Raw genomic sequence first — 14,858 nt, 5'->3', positions numbered from 1 at the left:
GGGGCCCCGCTTATTTTTCGACGAAGGCGCGTTCGAAGACGTAATGGCCAGGGCTGCCGATGCGCGGGGAGACCTGGAAGCCCTTGGCGTCCAGCACCGTGCGCAGATCGGCCAGCATCTGCGGGCTGCCACAGATCATCGCGCGGTCATTGGCCGGGTCCAGTTCCGGCAGGCCCAGGGTGCGCTGCATCTCGCCGCTTTCCAGCAGCGAGGTCAGCCGGCCCTGGTTGGCGAACGGCTCGCGGGTGACCGCGGGGTAATACAGCAGCTTGTCGCCGATTATCTCGCCCAGGAACTCGTGCTCGCGCAGTCCGCGTTCGAAGTAATCGCGGTAGGCCAGATCCTTTTCGTAACGCACGCCGTGGGTGAGGATCACCTTGTCGAAGCGCTCGTAGGTTTCCGGATCCTTGATCACCGACAGCCACGGCGCCATGCCGGTGCCGGTGCCCAGCAGGTACAGGTTCCTGCCCGGGTGCAGGTCGCTGATCAGCAGCGTGCCGGTCGGCTTCTTGCCGACCAGTACCTTGTCGCCCGGCTTGATGTGCTGCAGGCGCGAAGTCAGCGGGCCGTCCTGCACCTTGATGCTGAAGAACTCCAGGTTCTCTTCCCAGTTCGCGCTGGCGATGGAATACGCGCGCAGCAGTGGCCGCGCCTCGGTCTCCAGGCCGATCATCACGAACTGGCCGTTCTCGAAGCGGAACCCGCTGTCACGGGTCAGGGTGAAACTGAAGTAGGCATCGGTCCAGTGGCGGACCTCAAGCACCGTCTCGGCGCCGAAAGCAGCAGACATGGGGGTAGCGTATCCAGGAAATCGTCCCGCACATTCTACCCCGAATGAGACAGGTTCTCATTGGCCGTAATGAGAGGCGTTCATGACCACGGTTCAGCGATAACCGGCAGCCTGCAGCTCGAACAGCTCGGCATAGCGGCCACCTTCGGCCATCAACTGGGCATGGCTGCCACTGGCCTCGATCCGGCCATCGGCCAGCACCAGGATGCGGTCGGCCATGCGCACGGAGGAGAACCGATGCGAGATCAGTACCGCAGTGCGTTGTTCGGACAGCTCGCGGAAGCGCTGGAACACCTCGTACTCGGCGCGTGCATCGAGCGCGGCGGTCGGCTCGTCCAGGATCATCACCTGGGCCTGGCGCATGTACGCACGGGCGATGGCGATCTTCTGCCATTGGCCACCAGACAGATCCACGCCCTGCTTGAAACGGCGGCCGATCACCTGCTGGTAGCCACCGGGCAACGCCTCGATGACCTCTTCGGCCATGCCGCGGCGGGCGGCGTCGCGGATGCGCTGCGTGTCGTCCAGCGCATCGACCTGGCCGACACCGATGTTCTCGCCGGCGGTGAGGTTGTAGCGCACGAAGTCCTGGAAGATCACCCCCATGTTGGCGCGCAGGTCGTCCAGGTCGTAATCGCGCAGGTCACGGCCATCAAGCAGGATCCGGCCCTCGTCCGGGTCGTACAATCGCGCCAGCAGCTTGACCAGGGTGGTCTTGCCGGCGCCGTTTTCGCCGACCAGCGCCAGCACTTCGCCGGCATGCAGCTGGAAGTCGAGATGGCGCACGGCCCAGCTCTCTGCATCCGGATAGCGGAAGCCCACGTTGTCGAACACGAAGCCCTCGCGGATCGGTCGCGGTACCGGCACCGCATCGGGGCGGGTGTGGATTTCCGGGGTGATCTGGAAGAACGAGAACAGGTCATCCAGGTACAGCGCCTGGCTGGCCACCTGCGAAAAACCGATCAGCAGGCCTTCCAGCAGTTGCCGCAGGCGCAGGAAACTGCCGGCCAGGAAGGTCAGGTCACCAATGCTGAAATCACCGCGCACGGTGCGCCAGGCGATGTACGCATAGGCCGTGTAGTACCCCAGCGTACCCAATGCGGCCAGCAGCGTGCCCCAGAACGCGCGCTTGCGCGCCAGCGCGCGGTTGGCGTGGAAGAATCGATCGGCCAGCAGCTTGTAGCGGTCGATCAGGAACCGGTGGAGGTTGAATATCTTGACCTCCTTGGCGGTTTCCACGCTGGCCCCGACCTGGCGCAGGTAATCCAGCTGCCTGCGTTCGGGGGTCCACTGGAAGTTGAGGCTGTAGCCAGCCGCATTGAAATGCGATTCGCCGATGAACGCCGGCACCAGCGCCAGTGCCAACAGCACGATCAGCCACGGCGCGTAGACCAGCAGGCCCACCGCGAGGCTGGCCACGGTAATCGCATCCTGGACCTGGCCGAACAGCTGGCTCATCAGGTTCATCCGGCCCATGGTCTGGCGCCGCGCGCGGTCCAGCTTGTCCTGCAGTTCGGGGTCCTCGAAGTCTTCCAGGTCCAGCGAGGCGGCATGCTCCATCAGGCGCACGCTGGTAACGTTGGTGAACAGTTCCGACAGCAGTGAGTCGGCGTAGCTGACAATGCGCCCCAGCAGGTCCGATGCGATGGCCAGGCCGAACTCCAGCGCCAGCAGGGACAGCAGCGGGGTGAGCAGTCCGCTGGCCAGCGCCTCGCCGAACGGCGGGAAACCGACCTCATGCTGGCTGAGCAGCACGGCCGAATCGATGATCAGCTTGCCGACGTACAACATCGCCACCGGCAGCAGGGCGCGGATGATGCGCAGCCCCAGGCTGGCGCTGGCCAGCCATGGGTTGGTCTGCCAGACCTGGCGCAGGAAGGGGGGAAGGTTGCGCATCGCAGAGAAGCGCTGGCGCAGGCTGGGGCGGGCGGACGGGGGAGTGTCAGGCATGCGCCTAGTGTGCGCCGCCGCGGCGTGAGAAGGCAGTGGTGCCGGGGCAACGGCAGGACGGCCAGCGGCCGTCACTACCGAGGGGCAGGGTAGCGCCGAGCCATGCTCGGCGAGCGTAGCGGCAGGCGAAGCGTGACGACCAATGGTCGTCACCCACCAAAGGCAGGAGCAGACGGCCAGCGGCCGTCACTACCGAAGGGCAGGGTAGCGCCGAGCCACGCTCGGCGAGCGCAGCGGCAGGCAGAAGCGTGACGACCAACGGTCGTCACCCACCAAAGGCAGGAGCAGACGGCCAGCGGCCATCCCTACCGGGGAGCGGGCCGGGCTCACCGCGGCGGGCGCGCGGGGTAAAATGGGCGGATTACCCCCGCCAGCCCCGAGCAAGCGAGCAAGCCGTGACATCGATCAAGCAGGAAGACCTCATCCAGTCCATCGCCGACGCGCTGCAGTACATCTCGTACTACCACCCGGTGGACTACATCAAGAGCCTGGCCGCGGCCTACGAGCGCGAGGAATCCCCGGCGGCCAAGGAAGCGATGGCGCAGATCCTGATCAATTCGCGGATGTGCGCCGAAGGCCACCGGCCGATCTGCCAGGACACCGGCATCGTCACCGTGTTCCTTGAAATCGGCATGAACGTGCGCTGGGACGACGCCACGATGGGCGTGGAGGACATGGCCAACGAAGGCGTGCGCCGCGCCTACAACCATCCGGACAACAAGCTGCGCGCCTCGGTGCTGGCCGATCCGGCCGGCAAGCGCGTGAACACCAGGGACAACACCCCCGGCGTGGTCAACGTCAAGGTGGTGCCGGGTGACCACGTGGAGGTGATCGTTGCGGCCAAGGGCGGCGGTTCGGAAGCCAAGAGCAAGTTCGCCATGCTCAATCCTTCCGATTCGATCGTCGACTGGGTACTCAAGACGGTGCCGACGATGGGCGCCGGCTGGTGCCCGCCGGGCATGCTCGGCATCGGTATTGGCGGCACCGCCGAAAAGGCGATGCTGCTGGCCAAGGAATCGCTGATGGAGCCGATCGACATCAACGAACTGAAGGCCCGCGGCGCGTCCAACCGCGCCGAAGAGCTGCGCCTGGAACTGTTCGACAAGGTCAACGCACTGGGCATCGGCGCACAGGGCCTGGGCGGCCTGACCACGGTGCTGGACATCAAGGTCACGGACTTCCCCACCCATGCCGCCAACCTGCCGGTGGCGATGATCCCGAACTGCGCGGCGACCCGCCATGCGCACTTCACCCTGGACGGCAGCGGCCCGGTGATGCTGGATCCGCCGTCGCTGGAAGACTGGCCGAAGATCACCTATGACGCGTCCAAGGGTACCCGCGTGGACCTGGACACGATCACCCCGGCCGATGTCGCCAGCTGGAAGCCGGGCCAGACCCTGCTGCTCAACGGCAAGCTGCTGACCGGCCGCGATGCCGCGCACAAGCGCATCGTGGAAATGCTGGACAAGGGCGAGCCGCTGCCGGTCGACCTGAAGGGACGCTTCATCTACTACGTCGGCCCGGTCGATCCGGTGCGCGATGAAGTGGTGGGCCCGGCCGGCCCGACCACCGCCACGCGCATGGACAAGTTCACCCGCCAGGTGCTTGAACAGACCGGCCTGCTGGGCATGGTCGGCAAGGCCGAGCGCGGCCCGGCGGCGATCGAGGCGATCCGTGACAACAAGTCGGCCTACCTGATGGCGGTCGGCGGTTCGGCCTACCTGGTGTCCAAGGCGATCAAGGCGGCCAAGGTGGTCGGCTTCGCTGACCTGGGCATGGAAGCCATCTACGAGTTCACCGTGCAGGACATGCCGGTGACGGTGGCGGTCGATTCGACCGGCGAGTCGGTGCACCAGACCGGCCCGCGCGAATGGCAGGCACGGATCGGCAAGATTCCGGTCGTGGTGGCCTGAAGCGGCCCGCGCGGGGGGTGACGATCGTGGATCGTCACCGCCGCGTGTTACAGGATGTCCAGCACCCGTTCGGGCGGGCGGCACAGGCGCGTGCCCTTATCGGTGATCACGATCGGGCGGTTGATCAGTCGCGGGTGCGCGGCCATGGCCGCGACCAGTTGCGCCTCGTCGGCGCCGGCCAGGCCCAGTTCGGCGAACGCCGGCTCGTTGCTGCGGACCAGCTCCGACGCGCGCAGGCCGGCATCGGCAAGCACCTTGCGCAAGGTCGCCACGTCCGGCGGGTTGGCCAGATAGTCCACGATCACCGGGTCCAGCCCGGCATCACGGATCAACTTCAGCGCGTTGCGCGACTTGCTGCAGGCCGTGTTGTGCCACAGCGTCACGGACATCAGAACCACTCCAGCAACGACACGCCCACGCCGATGTAGGTGGCCTTGTGGTTGTAGTCGATCATGCTTTCGCCGTAGCCATCGAACACCTGGACGTGGCCGCGCAGCAGGTTGCTGATCGGGAAGCCATAGTCCAGCTGCAGCGCGCCGTGCGAGCGGTCGCCGCTGCGCAGCGAATGCCGCCCCATCAACGCGATTTCATGGCCGTTGCGGTTCCATACCAGGGTGGCATCGCCGCGGCCCATGTAGTCTTCGATGTCCGGGTTGTTGTCATCGCTGCGCGACTCCGGCAGGCGATACCAGGGACGCAGCGTCAGCGCCCAGTTCTCGCGGTCCAGGCCGACACTGACGATGACCCGGTTCCAGCTGCGCGAGAACGGATCGGCACGGCCATTGGACTGGTGGTTGATGCCGATGGCGCTCATGCGGCCACGCCAGCCGCCGATGGAGTAGCCATTGCGGAACACCGCCATGACTTCCGGTTCGTAGTTGGTTTCGCGGAACGGGCGGGAATTGTCCGCGTTGTAGGCCTGCCAGCGCGAGCTCTGTGTGTAGCCGGCCCAGATGTCCCCGTTGTCGCCGAACAGGTTCTCCACGATCTTGGTCTTGAAGCTCAGCTGGAACTTCAATTCGTTGCTGTCCAGCAGCTGCGGGGTGGTGACCGTGTTGGCCGGGTTCGGCGATTGCGGGGTGAGGTTCTTGTTGCTGGTCCAGAAGGCGGGCAGCAGGTACACCGGCTTGTAGGCGCGCAGCTGGAACGGCCCCAGCTTGGAGTCCTCGGCCAGTTCCCAGCGGCTGTCCAGCAGCGAACCACGGCCGGCGTTGGCCAGCGCCGCATCGTGCGGGGCCGGGCGGAACAGGTCGCCCACGCGCGAGCGCAGCTTCTCCTCGCCTTCGCTGACGCGGACTTCGCGCCGTTCTTCCTTGCGCGCCATCGCAGCGGCTTCGGCAGCGGCGTCGGCCTGCGCGGTGGTGGCCTGGGTGGGACCGAACAGCTGGTCATAGCAGGCAAGCCGCGCCGCGTCGGTGGTGATGGCGGCACAGGCACTGGGTGAAGTCGCAGGCGAAGCAGTGAATTCCTGCGCGGCCAGCGGGGCACTGGATAGGGCCAGCACCAACGGGGCCAGGCGGGGAAGCGGGGAGATGAGGGTCATTGCTGCGGGCCCTTGAACGAGGCTGAATAGGAGTAAGTGGAGCAGTGTGGCGTGCGCTGGCGTGACCGGCCAGTGCGCGGTTATGACAGTCGCGTGCGTGAGGCAGCGTGAAAGTGGAGTGAGATCAGAGCAGCCAGGCGAACGCGAACAGCCCCAGCATCGCCACCAGCAGGGCGACCTTCAAGGCCATGCCCAGCAGTATGCCGAGCCAGGTCGCCAGGCCCACCCTGGTGGAGCGGCCGAGTTCGCGGCTGTGCCAGTACTCGCCGGCCAGCGCGCCCAGCAACGGGCCGAGGAACAGCCCGACCGGCATGAAGAACAGCCCGGCGATGCTGCCGATGAAGGTGCCCCAAAGAGCCTTGCGGCTGGCCCCCACGCGTTGCGCGCCCACCACTGTCGCCAGGATGTCCACCACGAAGGAAAGCACGGTCAACACAGCCAGTACGGTAAGCACGGGCCAGCCGACGTGGACGAAGCCGTCAGCCCATGCCGCCAGCAGCAGGCCGAGGAACACCAGCGGAATGCCCGGCAGCGCCGGAAGCACGATCCCGGCGATGCCCAGCGCAATGCACAGCGCGGCGATCAGGTACAAGATGAATGAGAGGTCCATGCTATGCCGTATGGAGTACGAAAAGGGGTTGACACACCGATCAATCCACCGGTTGCAATTCGATTTATGTCGGGTTAACGTGACCGCGCTGAGCTTGGCAAGGTCACCGTGGATCGTGGCCTGATGATGGTAGATCCCAGCGATCCGCTACATCGTTGTACCTCGCTTCCTCCTTGCTCGTCAGCCGCCTGTCAGGGCGTAACCAATTACAAGACAGTAAGGGAGTAGCAAAGATGGCTGAGAAGGGCACCGTCAAGTGGTTCAATGATGCGAAAGGCTTTGGTTTCATCAGCCGTGAGAGTGGCGAGGATGTGTTCGTGCATTTCCGCGCCATCGAATCGCAGGGCTTCAAGTCGCTGAAGGAAGGCCAGGCCGTCGAGTTCGAGGTGGTCACCGGCCAGAAGGGTCTGCAGGCCGACAAGGTCAAGCCGCTCTGATTGAACGCGCCGCGTCTGCTTCAACAGAAGGGCCCGCGCGAGCGGGCCCTTCTGGTTTGCATCGCGGTAGGCGCCGGGACGATCAGCGCAGTACCACCCGACCGTTCACCACACGCACATAGGTGTTCTCGCGGATGCCACCCAGATCGCGCTGGTTCACCACGATGGTGCGGCCATCGTCCATGCGCACCGAGATGTCGTAGGTATCGCTGGTGACGTTCTTCTGGATCTGGTTGCCGGCCAGTGCGCCGCCCACCGCGCCTGCCGCGGCCGCGATGTTCTTGTTGCCCCGGCTGCCGCCGGTGTGGTCGGAGATTTCATGGCCGGCCACCGCGCCGACGATGCCGCCCAGCACCGCGCCGGTTGCCGAAGGCGCCGCGCGGCCGGAGGCCACGGTATTGATGCGGGTCACGATGCCGCAGTCCGCGCAACGGTTGGTGTTGTAGTTGCCACCGTTGTTGCTGTAACCGCTGTTGTTGTTGCCGTAACCGCCGCCGCCGTAACCGGGGGAGGTGGCACAACCGGCCAGGGCGAGGGTGGCGATTGCACTTGCGGCAATGAGCTGGATCTTCATGGGTGGTTCTCCTGGCCAGAAAGGGTGGTATGCGTCTGGTGCGCGTGGAGGGATCGTCCTTCTTTGAACGTGAACGGCGCGCCAACCCTTCCCGCTTTTCATGGCTGGCGGATGAACCGCGCCCTGCGGGCGGGCGCCACGGCCCCTGCGCGGGCAAGGCCCAAGAGCCGTTAAAATGGCGCGATGAACGATCAGATCAAAGAACGCTTCGCCGGCGTGGAACGGCTGTATGGACGCGGATCGCTGGAAACCCTGCAAGCGCGCCGGGTCGCCGTGGTCGGCATGGGCGGGGTCGGTTCGTGGGTGGTGGAGGCGCTGGCCCGGTCTGCCGTCGGACACCTGACCTTGATCGATGCCGACGACATCTGCGTGTCCAACACCAACCGCCAGTTGCCGGCCCTGGAGGGCAACTACGGGCGCAACAAGTCAGTGGCGATGGCCGAGCGTTGCCGCGCCATCAATCCGGGCATCGACGTGGAGGCGGTCGAAGCGTTCCTGACCCCGGCCAACATGGTCGAGCTGCTGGATCGCGGTTTCGATCTGGTCATCGACGCCTGTGACAGTTTCCGGGTCAAGGTGGAAACCATCGCCTGGTGCCGCCGGCGCAAGCTGCCGCTGCTCACCGTCGGTGCCGCCGGTGGCCGCACCGATCCCACCCTGGTACGGGTGCGTGATGTATCGCGTACCGAACACGATGCGATGCTGGCACTGATCCGCAAGAAGCTGCGCAGCGAGTTCAACTTCCCCAAGAATGCCAAGCGTTACTTCGGCGTGCCGGCGATCTATTCGCTGGAAAACGTGCGCTATCCGCAGGCCGACGGCAGCGTCTGCGGCATACGCCCGGAGCTGGGCCCGGATGCCGCGCTGAAGCTGGACTGCGGCGCCGGCCTCGGTGCGGCGACCCACATCACCGGCGCGTTCGCTTTCGCTGCGGTGGCCAAGGCACTGGAGATGCTGCTTGCGCCGAAGAAACCGCCGGCTGGAACGGCCGCCTGACCGCCCGTGGGCCCGGTCTGCTGGCGAGGGGGGGTCAAGCCGCCGTGGCAGGCAGGCCGAACAGCCGCTGCGCGTTGACGGTGGTCGCCTCGGCAAGCGCCTGCAGGCTGATGCCACGCCGTCCGGCGATGTGCGTGGCGATATCATGCAGCCGCGCCGGTTCGTTGCGCTGGCCACGGATGCCCGCATCCGGCTGGTCGGGGGCATCGGTTTCCAGCAGCAGTTGTTCCAGCGGCATGGCCTGCACCAGGCGATGCAGTCGCTGCGCGCGGTCGTAGGTGACCGGTCCGCCCAGTCCCAGCAGGAAACCCGCCTTGTGCAGCTGTGCGGCCTGTTCGGGGCTGCCTGAGAAACTGTGGACCACCCCGCGCAGTCCGCCCACCCGGCGCACTGCAGCGATCACTGCATCCACCGCACGCCGGGCATGCACGATCACCGGCAGGTCGAACTCCCGTGCCAGCTCCAGCTGCGCCACGAAATAGTGCTGCTGCAGGTCGCGGTCGAGGTCTTGGAGGAAGAAGTCCAGGCCACATTCGCCGATCGCGCAGGGACGCTCGCGTTCGATCCACTCCCGTAATCCGTCCACGTGTCCGCGTGCGTGCTCGGCCAGGAACACCGGGTGCAGCCCGTAAGCGGGATACAGCCCCGGAGCCTGCAGGCATACCTCGCGCAGTTTCGGCCAGCTCGCCGCAGTGACGGCCGGCACCACCTGCGCCAGCACGCCGGCAGCGCGTGCGCGCGCGATCACCTGCGCCCGGTCCGGGTCGAACTCACCTGCATCCAGGTGGCAGTGGCTGTCCACCAGCACGGTCAGCGCAGCTCCAGCGGGGGCTTGGCCGGTTGCCGGGTCTTCCAGCTGGCCAGCAGCAGCGTTCCCATGCCGAGCAGCAGTTCATCGACGAAGAGAATCGGGTCCGGGACCACCAGGGTGATTGCGAACAGGCCGGCGGTGAGTTTGAACAGGGTGGGGAAGCGCAGTCGGCGCGCCCAGTTGAGCAGGGGCAGCAGCATGGGATTGGCCATCGTGGGGTTCCGTGCGGACAAGTGCAGACGCTACCATGGGCCTTGGCCGGCAGTTTCCTGAATGCGAGTCAGGATCTAAAGGTTCTGTCGATATTCCGTTCAGGCAGCGCATGCTGCAATCCACATCGTGAACGTTGCGGGTGGTCCGCAAGGAGCAGGTCATGAAATCAACTACTACTACTGTCCTGGTCGCCGCCGGCGCGCTGCTGGTCGGTGGCATCGCCACCGCCGCCTTCATGAAAAGCGGTGACACTTCTCCTGGTTACGTGACCGCCGCCGACGGCACGCTGCTGCCAGATGGCAGCGTGGCTGATGACGGTGCGCGCACCGACGCGCTGGATGTCGATGCCCGGCGCGGCCTGGAATATGCCGACGTGCTGAAGGTCGCGCCGATCACCCAGAAAGAGAAGGCCTACGCCACGGTCATCGGTACCGAGGCGGTACGCCAGACCTCCAGCACGCAGACTCCGCATGAAGTGTGCGAGGACGTGGTGGTGCAGGAACGCCTGCCCGAGCGCGACGGCAACGTCGGCGGCACGGTCGCCGGTGCGGTCATCGGCGGCCTGCTGGGCAACCAGGTCGGCGGCGGCAACGGTCGCAAGGTCGCCACTGCGGCCGGCGCGGTAGCCGGCGGCATGATCGGCAACAACGTGGACAAGCGCCACGTCGGTGGCCGCGTGGTCAACCGTACCGAGCGCCAGTGCCATACCGAAACCACGACCTCCGAGTCGAGCCAGGTGACCGGCTACAACGTCACCTACCGCAACGAAGACGGCACCACCGGCACCATGCGCATGGACAGCAAGCCGGGCACCCGGATCGCCATGGGCAACACCGACGTGGTCAAGGGTTACGACGTGACCTACCGTTACGACGGTGCCGAGAAGACCATCCGCATGAACGACAAGCCGGCCAGCGATCGCCTGCCGGTGGTCGACGGGCAGCTGGTCACCCAGACCGCCGCGGCCGATGTGGGCACTACCCGCCAGTAACATCGAACGCGCGTGAGTGCGGTACAAGGACAGGTCGGCGCAAGCCGGCCTGTTCTCTTTTGTGCGGCCAGGAAACCTGCATGAGCATCTTCGATCTCCGCCTTGAAACCGAGCGCCTGATCCTGCGGCCACCACAGGCGGCCGATTTGCAGCCATACCTCGACTTCAGTGCCGACGAGGCGGTGATGTCCCACTTGGGCGGTGTGCAGCCGCGATCGGTGGCCTGGCGCAGCTTCTGCGCGCTGTCCGGCGCCTGGCACCTGTTTGGCGTGTCGATGTTCAGCGTCATCGAAAAATCCTCGGGGCAGTGGGTGGGGCGGCTCGGGCCGTGGCAGCCGCTGGACTGGCCCGGTACGGAGGTGGGCTGGAGCATCCGCCGCCAGAGCTGGGGCCTGGGCTACGCCCCGGAAGCGGCGACGGCGGCGATCGACTGGGCCTTCGCCAGCCTGGGGTGGGAGGAGGTCATCCACACCATCGCCCCGGACAACGTCAATTCGAAAACAGTGGCCGCCAAGCTGGGCAGCACGCTGCTGCGGATCGACGAACTGCCGCCGCCGCATGCCGGCAAACCGGTGGAAGTGTGGGGCCAGAGCCGTGCCGCTTGGCAGGCGCGGCGGAGCCGGTGATACGCCTGGCAGGCCGCGTGCGCTTGCCAGACTGCGCCACGGCAACGGGCCTTCACCGGCGCCGAAGGCCGGCGGGTCTAGTCTGGCCTGCCCCCGAACGATGAGGTGATCACATGGCCGAGTACACCATTGCCGTGCTGGTTGGCAGCCTGCGCAAGGCGTCGATCAACCGCCAGCTGGCGCGCGCGCTGGAGAAACTCGCCGCGGGCAAGGCACGCTTCGATTTCGTGGAGATCGGTGACCTGCCACTGTACGACCAGGACTTCGATGCCGACTATCCGGCGCAGGGCACACGGCTGAAGCAGCAGATCCGCAGTGCCGATGCGGTGCTGTTCGTCACCCCCGAATACAACCGCTCGGTGCCGGGCGTGTTGAAGAACGCCATCGATATCGGCTCGCGTCCGTACGGCGACAGCGCCTTCGCCGGCAAGCCGGCGGCGGTGATCGGTGCGTCCATCGGAGTGATCGGCACCGCGTTGGCGCAGCAGCATTTGCGCAACATCCTGGCCTACCTGGACATGCAGGTGCTGGGCCAACCGGAGGCCTTCCTGCACTTCAAGGAAGGGCTGATCGACGAAGCGGGCAGCATCAGCAACGCTGGCACGCAGGAGTTCCTGCAGGGCTTCGTCGACCGTTTCCTGACCCTGGTGGCGGTGCACGCCAAGGGCGCCTGAACTGGCTGCTGCCGCGCGGGTGACCGACCCCTGCGATCTGCGATAATGGCCCTGCAGGCGCCGCAATGGCGCCTGTCGCAGGTAGTGCGACGCCTCCGCGCCACGCTGGCCGGGCATTGGCGGATATCCCCCGTTTCTCCACGGCTTATCCACAGGCTTGTCCATGGCGGCAGGGGGGCCCGCATGCCTACACTGATCTCGCCACTTCTGTAGGAAATTCCGCCGCATGGCTGCTCGTTCCGGCTTCAAGTCCGACCGCAGGGAGCGTTCCGATCGCTTCGAACGCGATGAATCGCGCATTGATTCCCTGCGCGTGCCGCCGCATTCGGTCGAAGCCGAGCAGGCGGTGCTGGGCGGGCTGATGCTGGCACCGGACGCGTTCGACCGCGTCAACGACCAGTTGAACGACGTCGATTTCTACCGTCGCGACCACCAGATGATCTACCGCGCGATCCGCGAGCTGTCCGAGCGTGATCGTCCGTTCGATGCGGTGACCCTGGGCGAATGGTTCGAATCGCAGGGGAAGATGGAGCTGGTCGGCGATGGTGCGTACCTGATCGAGCTGGCCAGCACCACGCCATCGGCGGCGAACATCGTGGCCTATGCGGAAATCGTGCGTGACAAGGCGGTGCTGCGCCAGTTGATCCAGGTCGGCACGGACATCGTCAACGACGGCTTCCAGCCCGAAGGACGCGAGAGCAGCGAACTGCTCGCCAGTGCGGAAAAATCGGTGTTCGCCATCGCCGAACAGGGCGCGCGCGGGCGCACCGATTTCGTGGCGATGCCGGGTGCCTTGAAGGATGCCTTCGAAGAGCTGCGCAACCGTTTCGAGAACGGCGGCAACATCACCGGCCTGCCGACCGGCTACAACGATTTCGATGCGATGACCGCCGGCCTGCAGCCGACCGATCTGATCATCCTGGCGGCCCGTCCGGCGATGGGCAAGACCACGCTTGCGCTGAACATCGCCGAGTACGCGGCGATCAAGTCGAAGAAGGGCGTGGCGATCTTCTCGATGGAAATGTCGGCCTCGCAGCTGGCGATGCGCTTGATCTCCTCCAATGGCCGCATCAACGCACAGCGGCTGCGTACCGGCCAGCTGGAAGACGAGGACTGGAGCCGGGTCACCGGCGCGATACGCATGCTGAAGGAAACCAAGATCTTCATCGACGATACGCCGGGCGTGTCGCCGGAGATCCTGCGTTCCAAGTGCCGCCGCCTGAAGCGCGAGCACGACCTGGGCCTGATCGTGATCGACTACCTGCAGCTCATGAGCGTGCCGGGCAACAGCGAAAACCGCGCCACGGAAATCTCCGAGATCTCGCGTGGCCTGAAGGGCCTGGCCAAGGAACTGAACGTGCCGGTGATCGCGCTGTCCCAGCTCAACCGCTCGCTGGAAACGCGTACCGACAAGCGCCCGGTGATGGCCGATCTTCGCGAATCCGGCGCTATCGAGCAGGACGCGGACATGATCGTCTTCATCTACCGCGACGATTATTACAACAAGGAAAACTCGCCGGACAAGGGCCTGGCCGAGATCATCATCGGCAAGCACCGTGGTGGCCCCACCGGCTCGTGCAAGCTGAAGTTCTTCGGCGAGTACACCCGCTTCGACAACCTGTCGCACGACTCGGTGGGTTCATTCGAGTAACACCGGATCGCCCGCCGAGCATGGCTCGGCGCTACCGATGGTGGGTGACGACCGTTGGTCGTCACGCTCTCCCCCCCCCGCAAACCCTGTTCGTCGGCCCATCCCGGGTTTCGTCGCACACCGGTTGCGGTGCTGCAGTCCGGCAGCAAGGATGACCCCAGGGCGGCACGGTGCCGCCAGGGAGACCAGTCATGAAGACCTTGTTCGCGCTGGGCGTGTGGTGCCTGCTGTTCGTTCTGTGCTGGCCATTGGCGATCCTCGCCCTGCTGGCAAGGCCGTTCGTGTGGCTGCTGAGCCTGCCGTTCCGCCTGGTCGGGGTAACCTTCTCGGCGTTGTTTGCTTTCCTCGGCGCCGTGTTGATGCTGCCGGCCAGGCTGCTGGGAGAAGGGCGGCCGCAGACCGCATGAAGCAACGGCGCAACAAAAAACCCCGCCTTGGCGGGGTTTTTCGGTTGCAGGCGTGACGGCCAGCGGCCGTCACTACCGCAGGGCGATATCAGTTCGCCTTGTGGATCGCGCGCTTGCTCACGGCCATTGCCGCGTCGTGCACCACTTCGGACAGCGACGGATGCGCGTGGCAGATGCGTGCCAGGTCATCGGCCGAACCGCTGAACTCCATGGTCAGCACGCCTTCGTGCACCAGTTCGGACACGTTGGCGCCCACCAGGTGCATGCCCAGGATGCGATCGGTTTCGGCGTGTGCCAGCACCTTGACGAAGCCGCTCGGCTCGATCATTGCCACCGCACGACCGTTGGCGGCGAACGGGAAGCTGCCGGCCTTGTACGGAATGCCTTCGGCCTTCAGCTGCTGCTCGGTCTTGCCGACCCAGGCCAGCTCCGGCTCGGTGTAGATGACCCACGGAATGGTGTCGAAGTTGACGTGGCCCGGCAGGCCGGCGATCAGCTCGGCAACCGCGATGCCTTCCTCGAAACCCTTGTGCGCCAGCATCGGGCCGCGCACGCAGTCACCGACCGCCCACACGCCGTTGACGCCGGAGCCGATCACGGCCAGGCGCTTGGGAACTACGGTGAAGTACAGGCCGACGACGTTGTCGACGTTGGTCTCACCCGATCGGACGG

Annotated in this window: 16 protein-coding genes and 1 pseudogene; 8 read left to right on the top strand and 9 right to left on the bottom strand. The window is 65.8% G+C overall.

Annotated elements, in window-relative coordinates:
- Positions 1 to 10 precede the first annotated feature (10 nt).
- Both ACI2JH_RS16980 and ACI2JH_RS16975 read right to left on the bottom strand, forming a co-directional pair.
- Entirely contained in the window at positions 11 to 790 is a 780-nt protein-coding gene (locus ACI2JH_RS16980; protein ID WP_101098555.1) for a ferredoxin--NADP reductase, read from the bottom strand.
- A gap of 93 nt (positions 791 to 883) precedes the next feature.
- Entirely contained in the window at positions 884 to 2,740 is a 1,857-nt protein-coding gene (locus tag ACI2JH_RS16975; protein ID WP_404736774.1) for an ABC transporter ATP-binding protein, read from the bottom strand.
- Between the two features lie 395 nt (positions 2,741 to 3,135).
- On the opposite strand from ACI2JH_RS16975, the gene ACI2JH_RS16970 reads away from it, so the two are divergent.
- Positions 3,136 to 4,653 (top strand): fumarate hydratase, encoded by a 1,518-nt coding sequence (locus ACI2JH_RS16970; RefSeq protein ID WP_404736773.1) that lies wholly within the window; start codon positions 3,136 to 3,138, stop codon positions 4,651 to 4,653.
- A gap of 47 nt (positions 4,654 to 4,700) precedes the next feature.
- On the opposite strand, the gene arsC is transcribed toward ACI2JH_RS16970, so the two are convergent.
- The 3 genes from arsC to ACI2JH_RS16955 form a co-directional block, all read right to left on the bottom strand.
- Positions 4,701 to 5,042 carry an arsenate reductase (glutaredoxin) gene (arsC, locus tag ACI2JH_RS16965; protein WP_319277623.1) on the bottom strand — a complete coding sequence of 114 codons (342 nt, stop codon included), beginning with the start codon at positions 5,040 to 5,042 and terminating at the stop codon, positions 4,701 to 4,703.
- Complete coding sequence (locus ACI2JH_RS16960) at positions 5,042 to 6,196, bottom strand: phospholipase A (protein WP_182656748.1); 1,155 nt, start codon at positions 6,194 to 6,196, stop codon at positions 5,042 to 5,044. Before ACI2JH_RS16960 ends, arsC begins: the two co-directional genes overlap by 1 nt.
- A 124-nt stretch (positions 6,197 to 6,320) precedes the next feature.
- Positions 6,321 to 6,806, bottom strand: coding sequence for a DUF456 domain-containing protein (locus tag ACI2JH_RS16955; protein WP_101098548.1), 486 nt, complete (start codon positions 6,804 to 6,806; stop codon positions 6,321 to 6,323).
- Positions 6,807 to 7,039: 233 nt separating this feature from the next.
- On the opposite strand from ACI2JH_RS16955, the gene ACI2JH_RS16950 reads away from it, so the two are divergent.
- The gene (locus tag ACI2JH_RS16950) at positions 7,040 to 7,243 is read left to right on the top strand and encodes a cold-shock protein (protein WP_019185917.1); all 204 of its coding nucleotides are present in this window, start codon (positions 7,040 to 7,042) and stop codon (positions 7,241 to 7,243) included.
- Positions 7,244 to 7,325: 82 nt separating this feature from the next.
- Here the strand turns inward: ACI2JH_RS16950 and ACI2JH_RS16945 are convergent, their stop codons facing one another.
- Complete coding sequence (locus tag ACI2JH_RS16945; RefSeq protein WP_042615391.1) at positions 7,326 to 7,817, bottom strand: glycine zipper 2TM domain-containing protein; 492 nt, start codon at positions 7,815 to 7,817, stop codon at positions 7,326 to 7,328.
- 183 nt (positions 7,818 to 8,000) lie between these two features.
- Between ACI2JH_RS16945 and ACI2JH_RS16940 the strand changes: the two genes are divergently transcribed.
- Positions 8,001 to 8,813 carry a ThiF family adenylyltransferase gene (locus ACI2JH_RS16940; protein WP_182656750.1) on the top strand — a complete coding sequence of 271 codons (813 nt, stop codon included), beginning with the start codon at positions 8,001 to 8,003 and terminating at the stop codon, positions 8,811 to 8,813.
- A gap of 34 nt (positions 8,814 to 8,847) precedes the next feature.
- Here ACI2JH_RS16940 and ACI2JH_RS16935 read toward each other — a convergent pair whose 3' ends face one another.
- Together ACI2JH_RS16935 and ACI2JH_RS16930 are read right to left on the bottom strand one after the other, a co-directional pair.
- The gene (locus ACI2JH_RS16935; RefSeq protein WP_182656820.1) at positions 8,848 to 9,627 is read right to left on the bottom strand and encodes a TatD family hydrolase; all 780 of its coding nucleotides are present in this window, start codon (positions 9,625 to 9,627) and stop codon (positions 8,848 to 8,850) included.
- On the bottom strand, positions 9,624 to 9,836 hold the full coding sequence (locus ACI2JH_RS16930) for a DUF6116 family protein (protein ID WP_182656751.1): 213 nt from the start codon (positions 9,834 to 9,836) through the stop codon (positions 9,624 to 9,626). The genes ACI2JH_RS16935 and ACI2JH_RS16930 overlap by 4 nt, the downstream gene beginning before the upstream one ends.
- A gap of 161 nt (positions 9,837 to 9,997) precedes the next feature.
- On the opposite strand from ACI2JH_RS16930, the gene ACI2JH_RS16925 reads away from it, so the two are divergent.
- From ACI2JH_RS16925 to ACI2JH_RS16905, 5 genes are all read left to right on the top strand, one after another.
- A complete protein-coding gene (locus ACI2JH_RS16925) occupies positions 9,998 to 10,828 on the top strand; it encodes a glycine zipper 2TM domain-containing protein (RefSeq protein WP_319277628.1) in 831 nt (276 codons plus the stop codon).
- A gap of 80 nt (positions 10,829 to 10,908) precedes the next feature.
- Positions 10,909 to 11,454, top strand: coding sequence for a GNAT family N-acetyltransferase (locus ACI2JH_RS16920; RefSeq protein ID WP_404736772.1), 546 nt, complete (start codon positions 10,909 to 10,911; stop codon positions 11,452 to 11,454).
- A 113-nt stretch (positions 11,455 to 11,567) separates the two neighbouring features.
- Positions 11,568 to 12,128: an NADPH-dependent FMN reductase gene (locus ACI2JH_RS16915; protein ID WP_182656753.1), complete on the top strand. Its 561-nt coding sequence runs from the start codon at positions 11,568 to 11,570 to the stop codon at positions 12,126 to 12,128.
- A 226-nt stretch (positions 12,129 to 12,354) separates the two neighbouring features.
- Entirely contained in the window at positions 12,355 to 13,779 is a 1,425-nt protein-coding gene (locus ACI2JH_RS16910; RefSeq protein ID WP_042615386.1) for a replicative DNA helicase, read from the top strand.
- A 191-nt stretch (positions 13,780 to 13,970) separates the two neighbouring features.
- Positions 13,971 to 14,186 carry a hypothetical protein gene (locus tag ACI2JH_RS16905; RefSeq protein WP_182656754.1) on the top strand — a complete coding sequence of 72 codons (216 nt, stop codon included), beginning with the start codon at positions 13,971 to 13,973 and terminating at the stop codon, positions 14,184 to 14,186.
- An 88-nt stretch (positions 14,187 to 14,274) separates the two neighbouring features.
- Here the strand turns inward: ACI2JH_RS16905 and ACI2JH_RS16900 are convergent.
- A pseudogene (locus tag ACI2JH_RS16900) lies at positions 14,275 to 14,858 on the bottom strand (hypothetical protein); the annotation flags it as partial.

This window comes from Stenotrophomonas sp. NPDC078853, from assembly GCF_044901215.1.
Lineage (GTDB): Bacteria > Pseudomonadota > Gammaproteobacteria > Xanthomonadales > Xanthomonadaceae > Stenotrophomonas > Stenotrophomonas lacuserhaii.
Note: the sequence above shows the minus strand (reverse complement) of the source record. Positions and strands in the feature narration are given on the sequence as shown.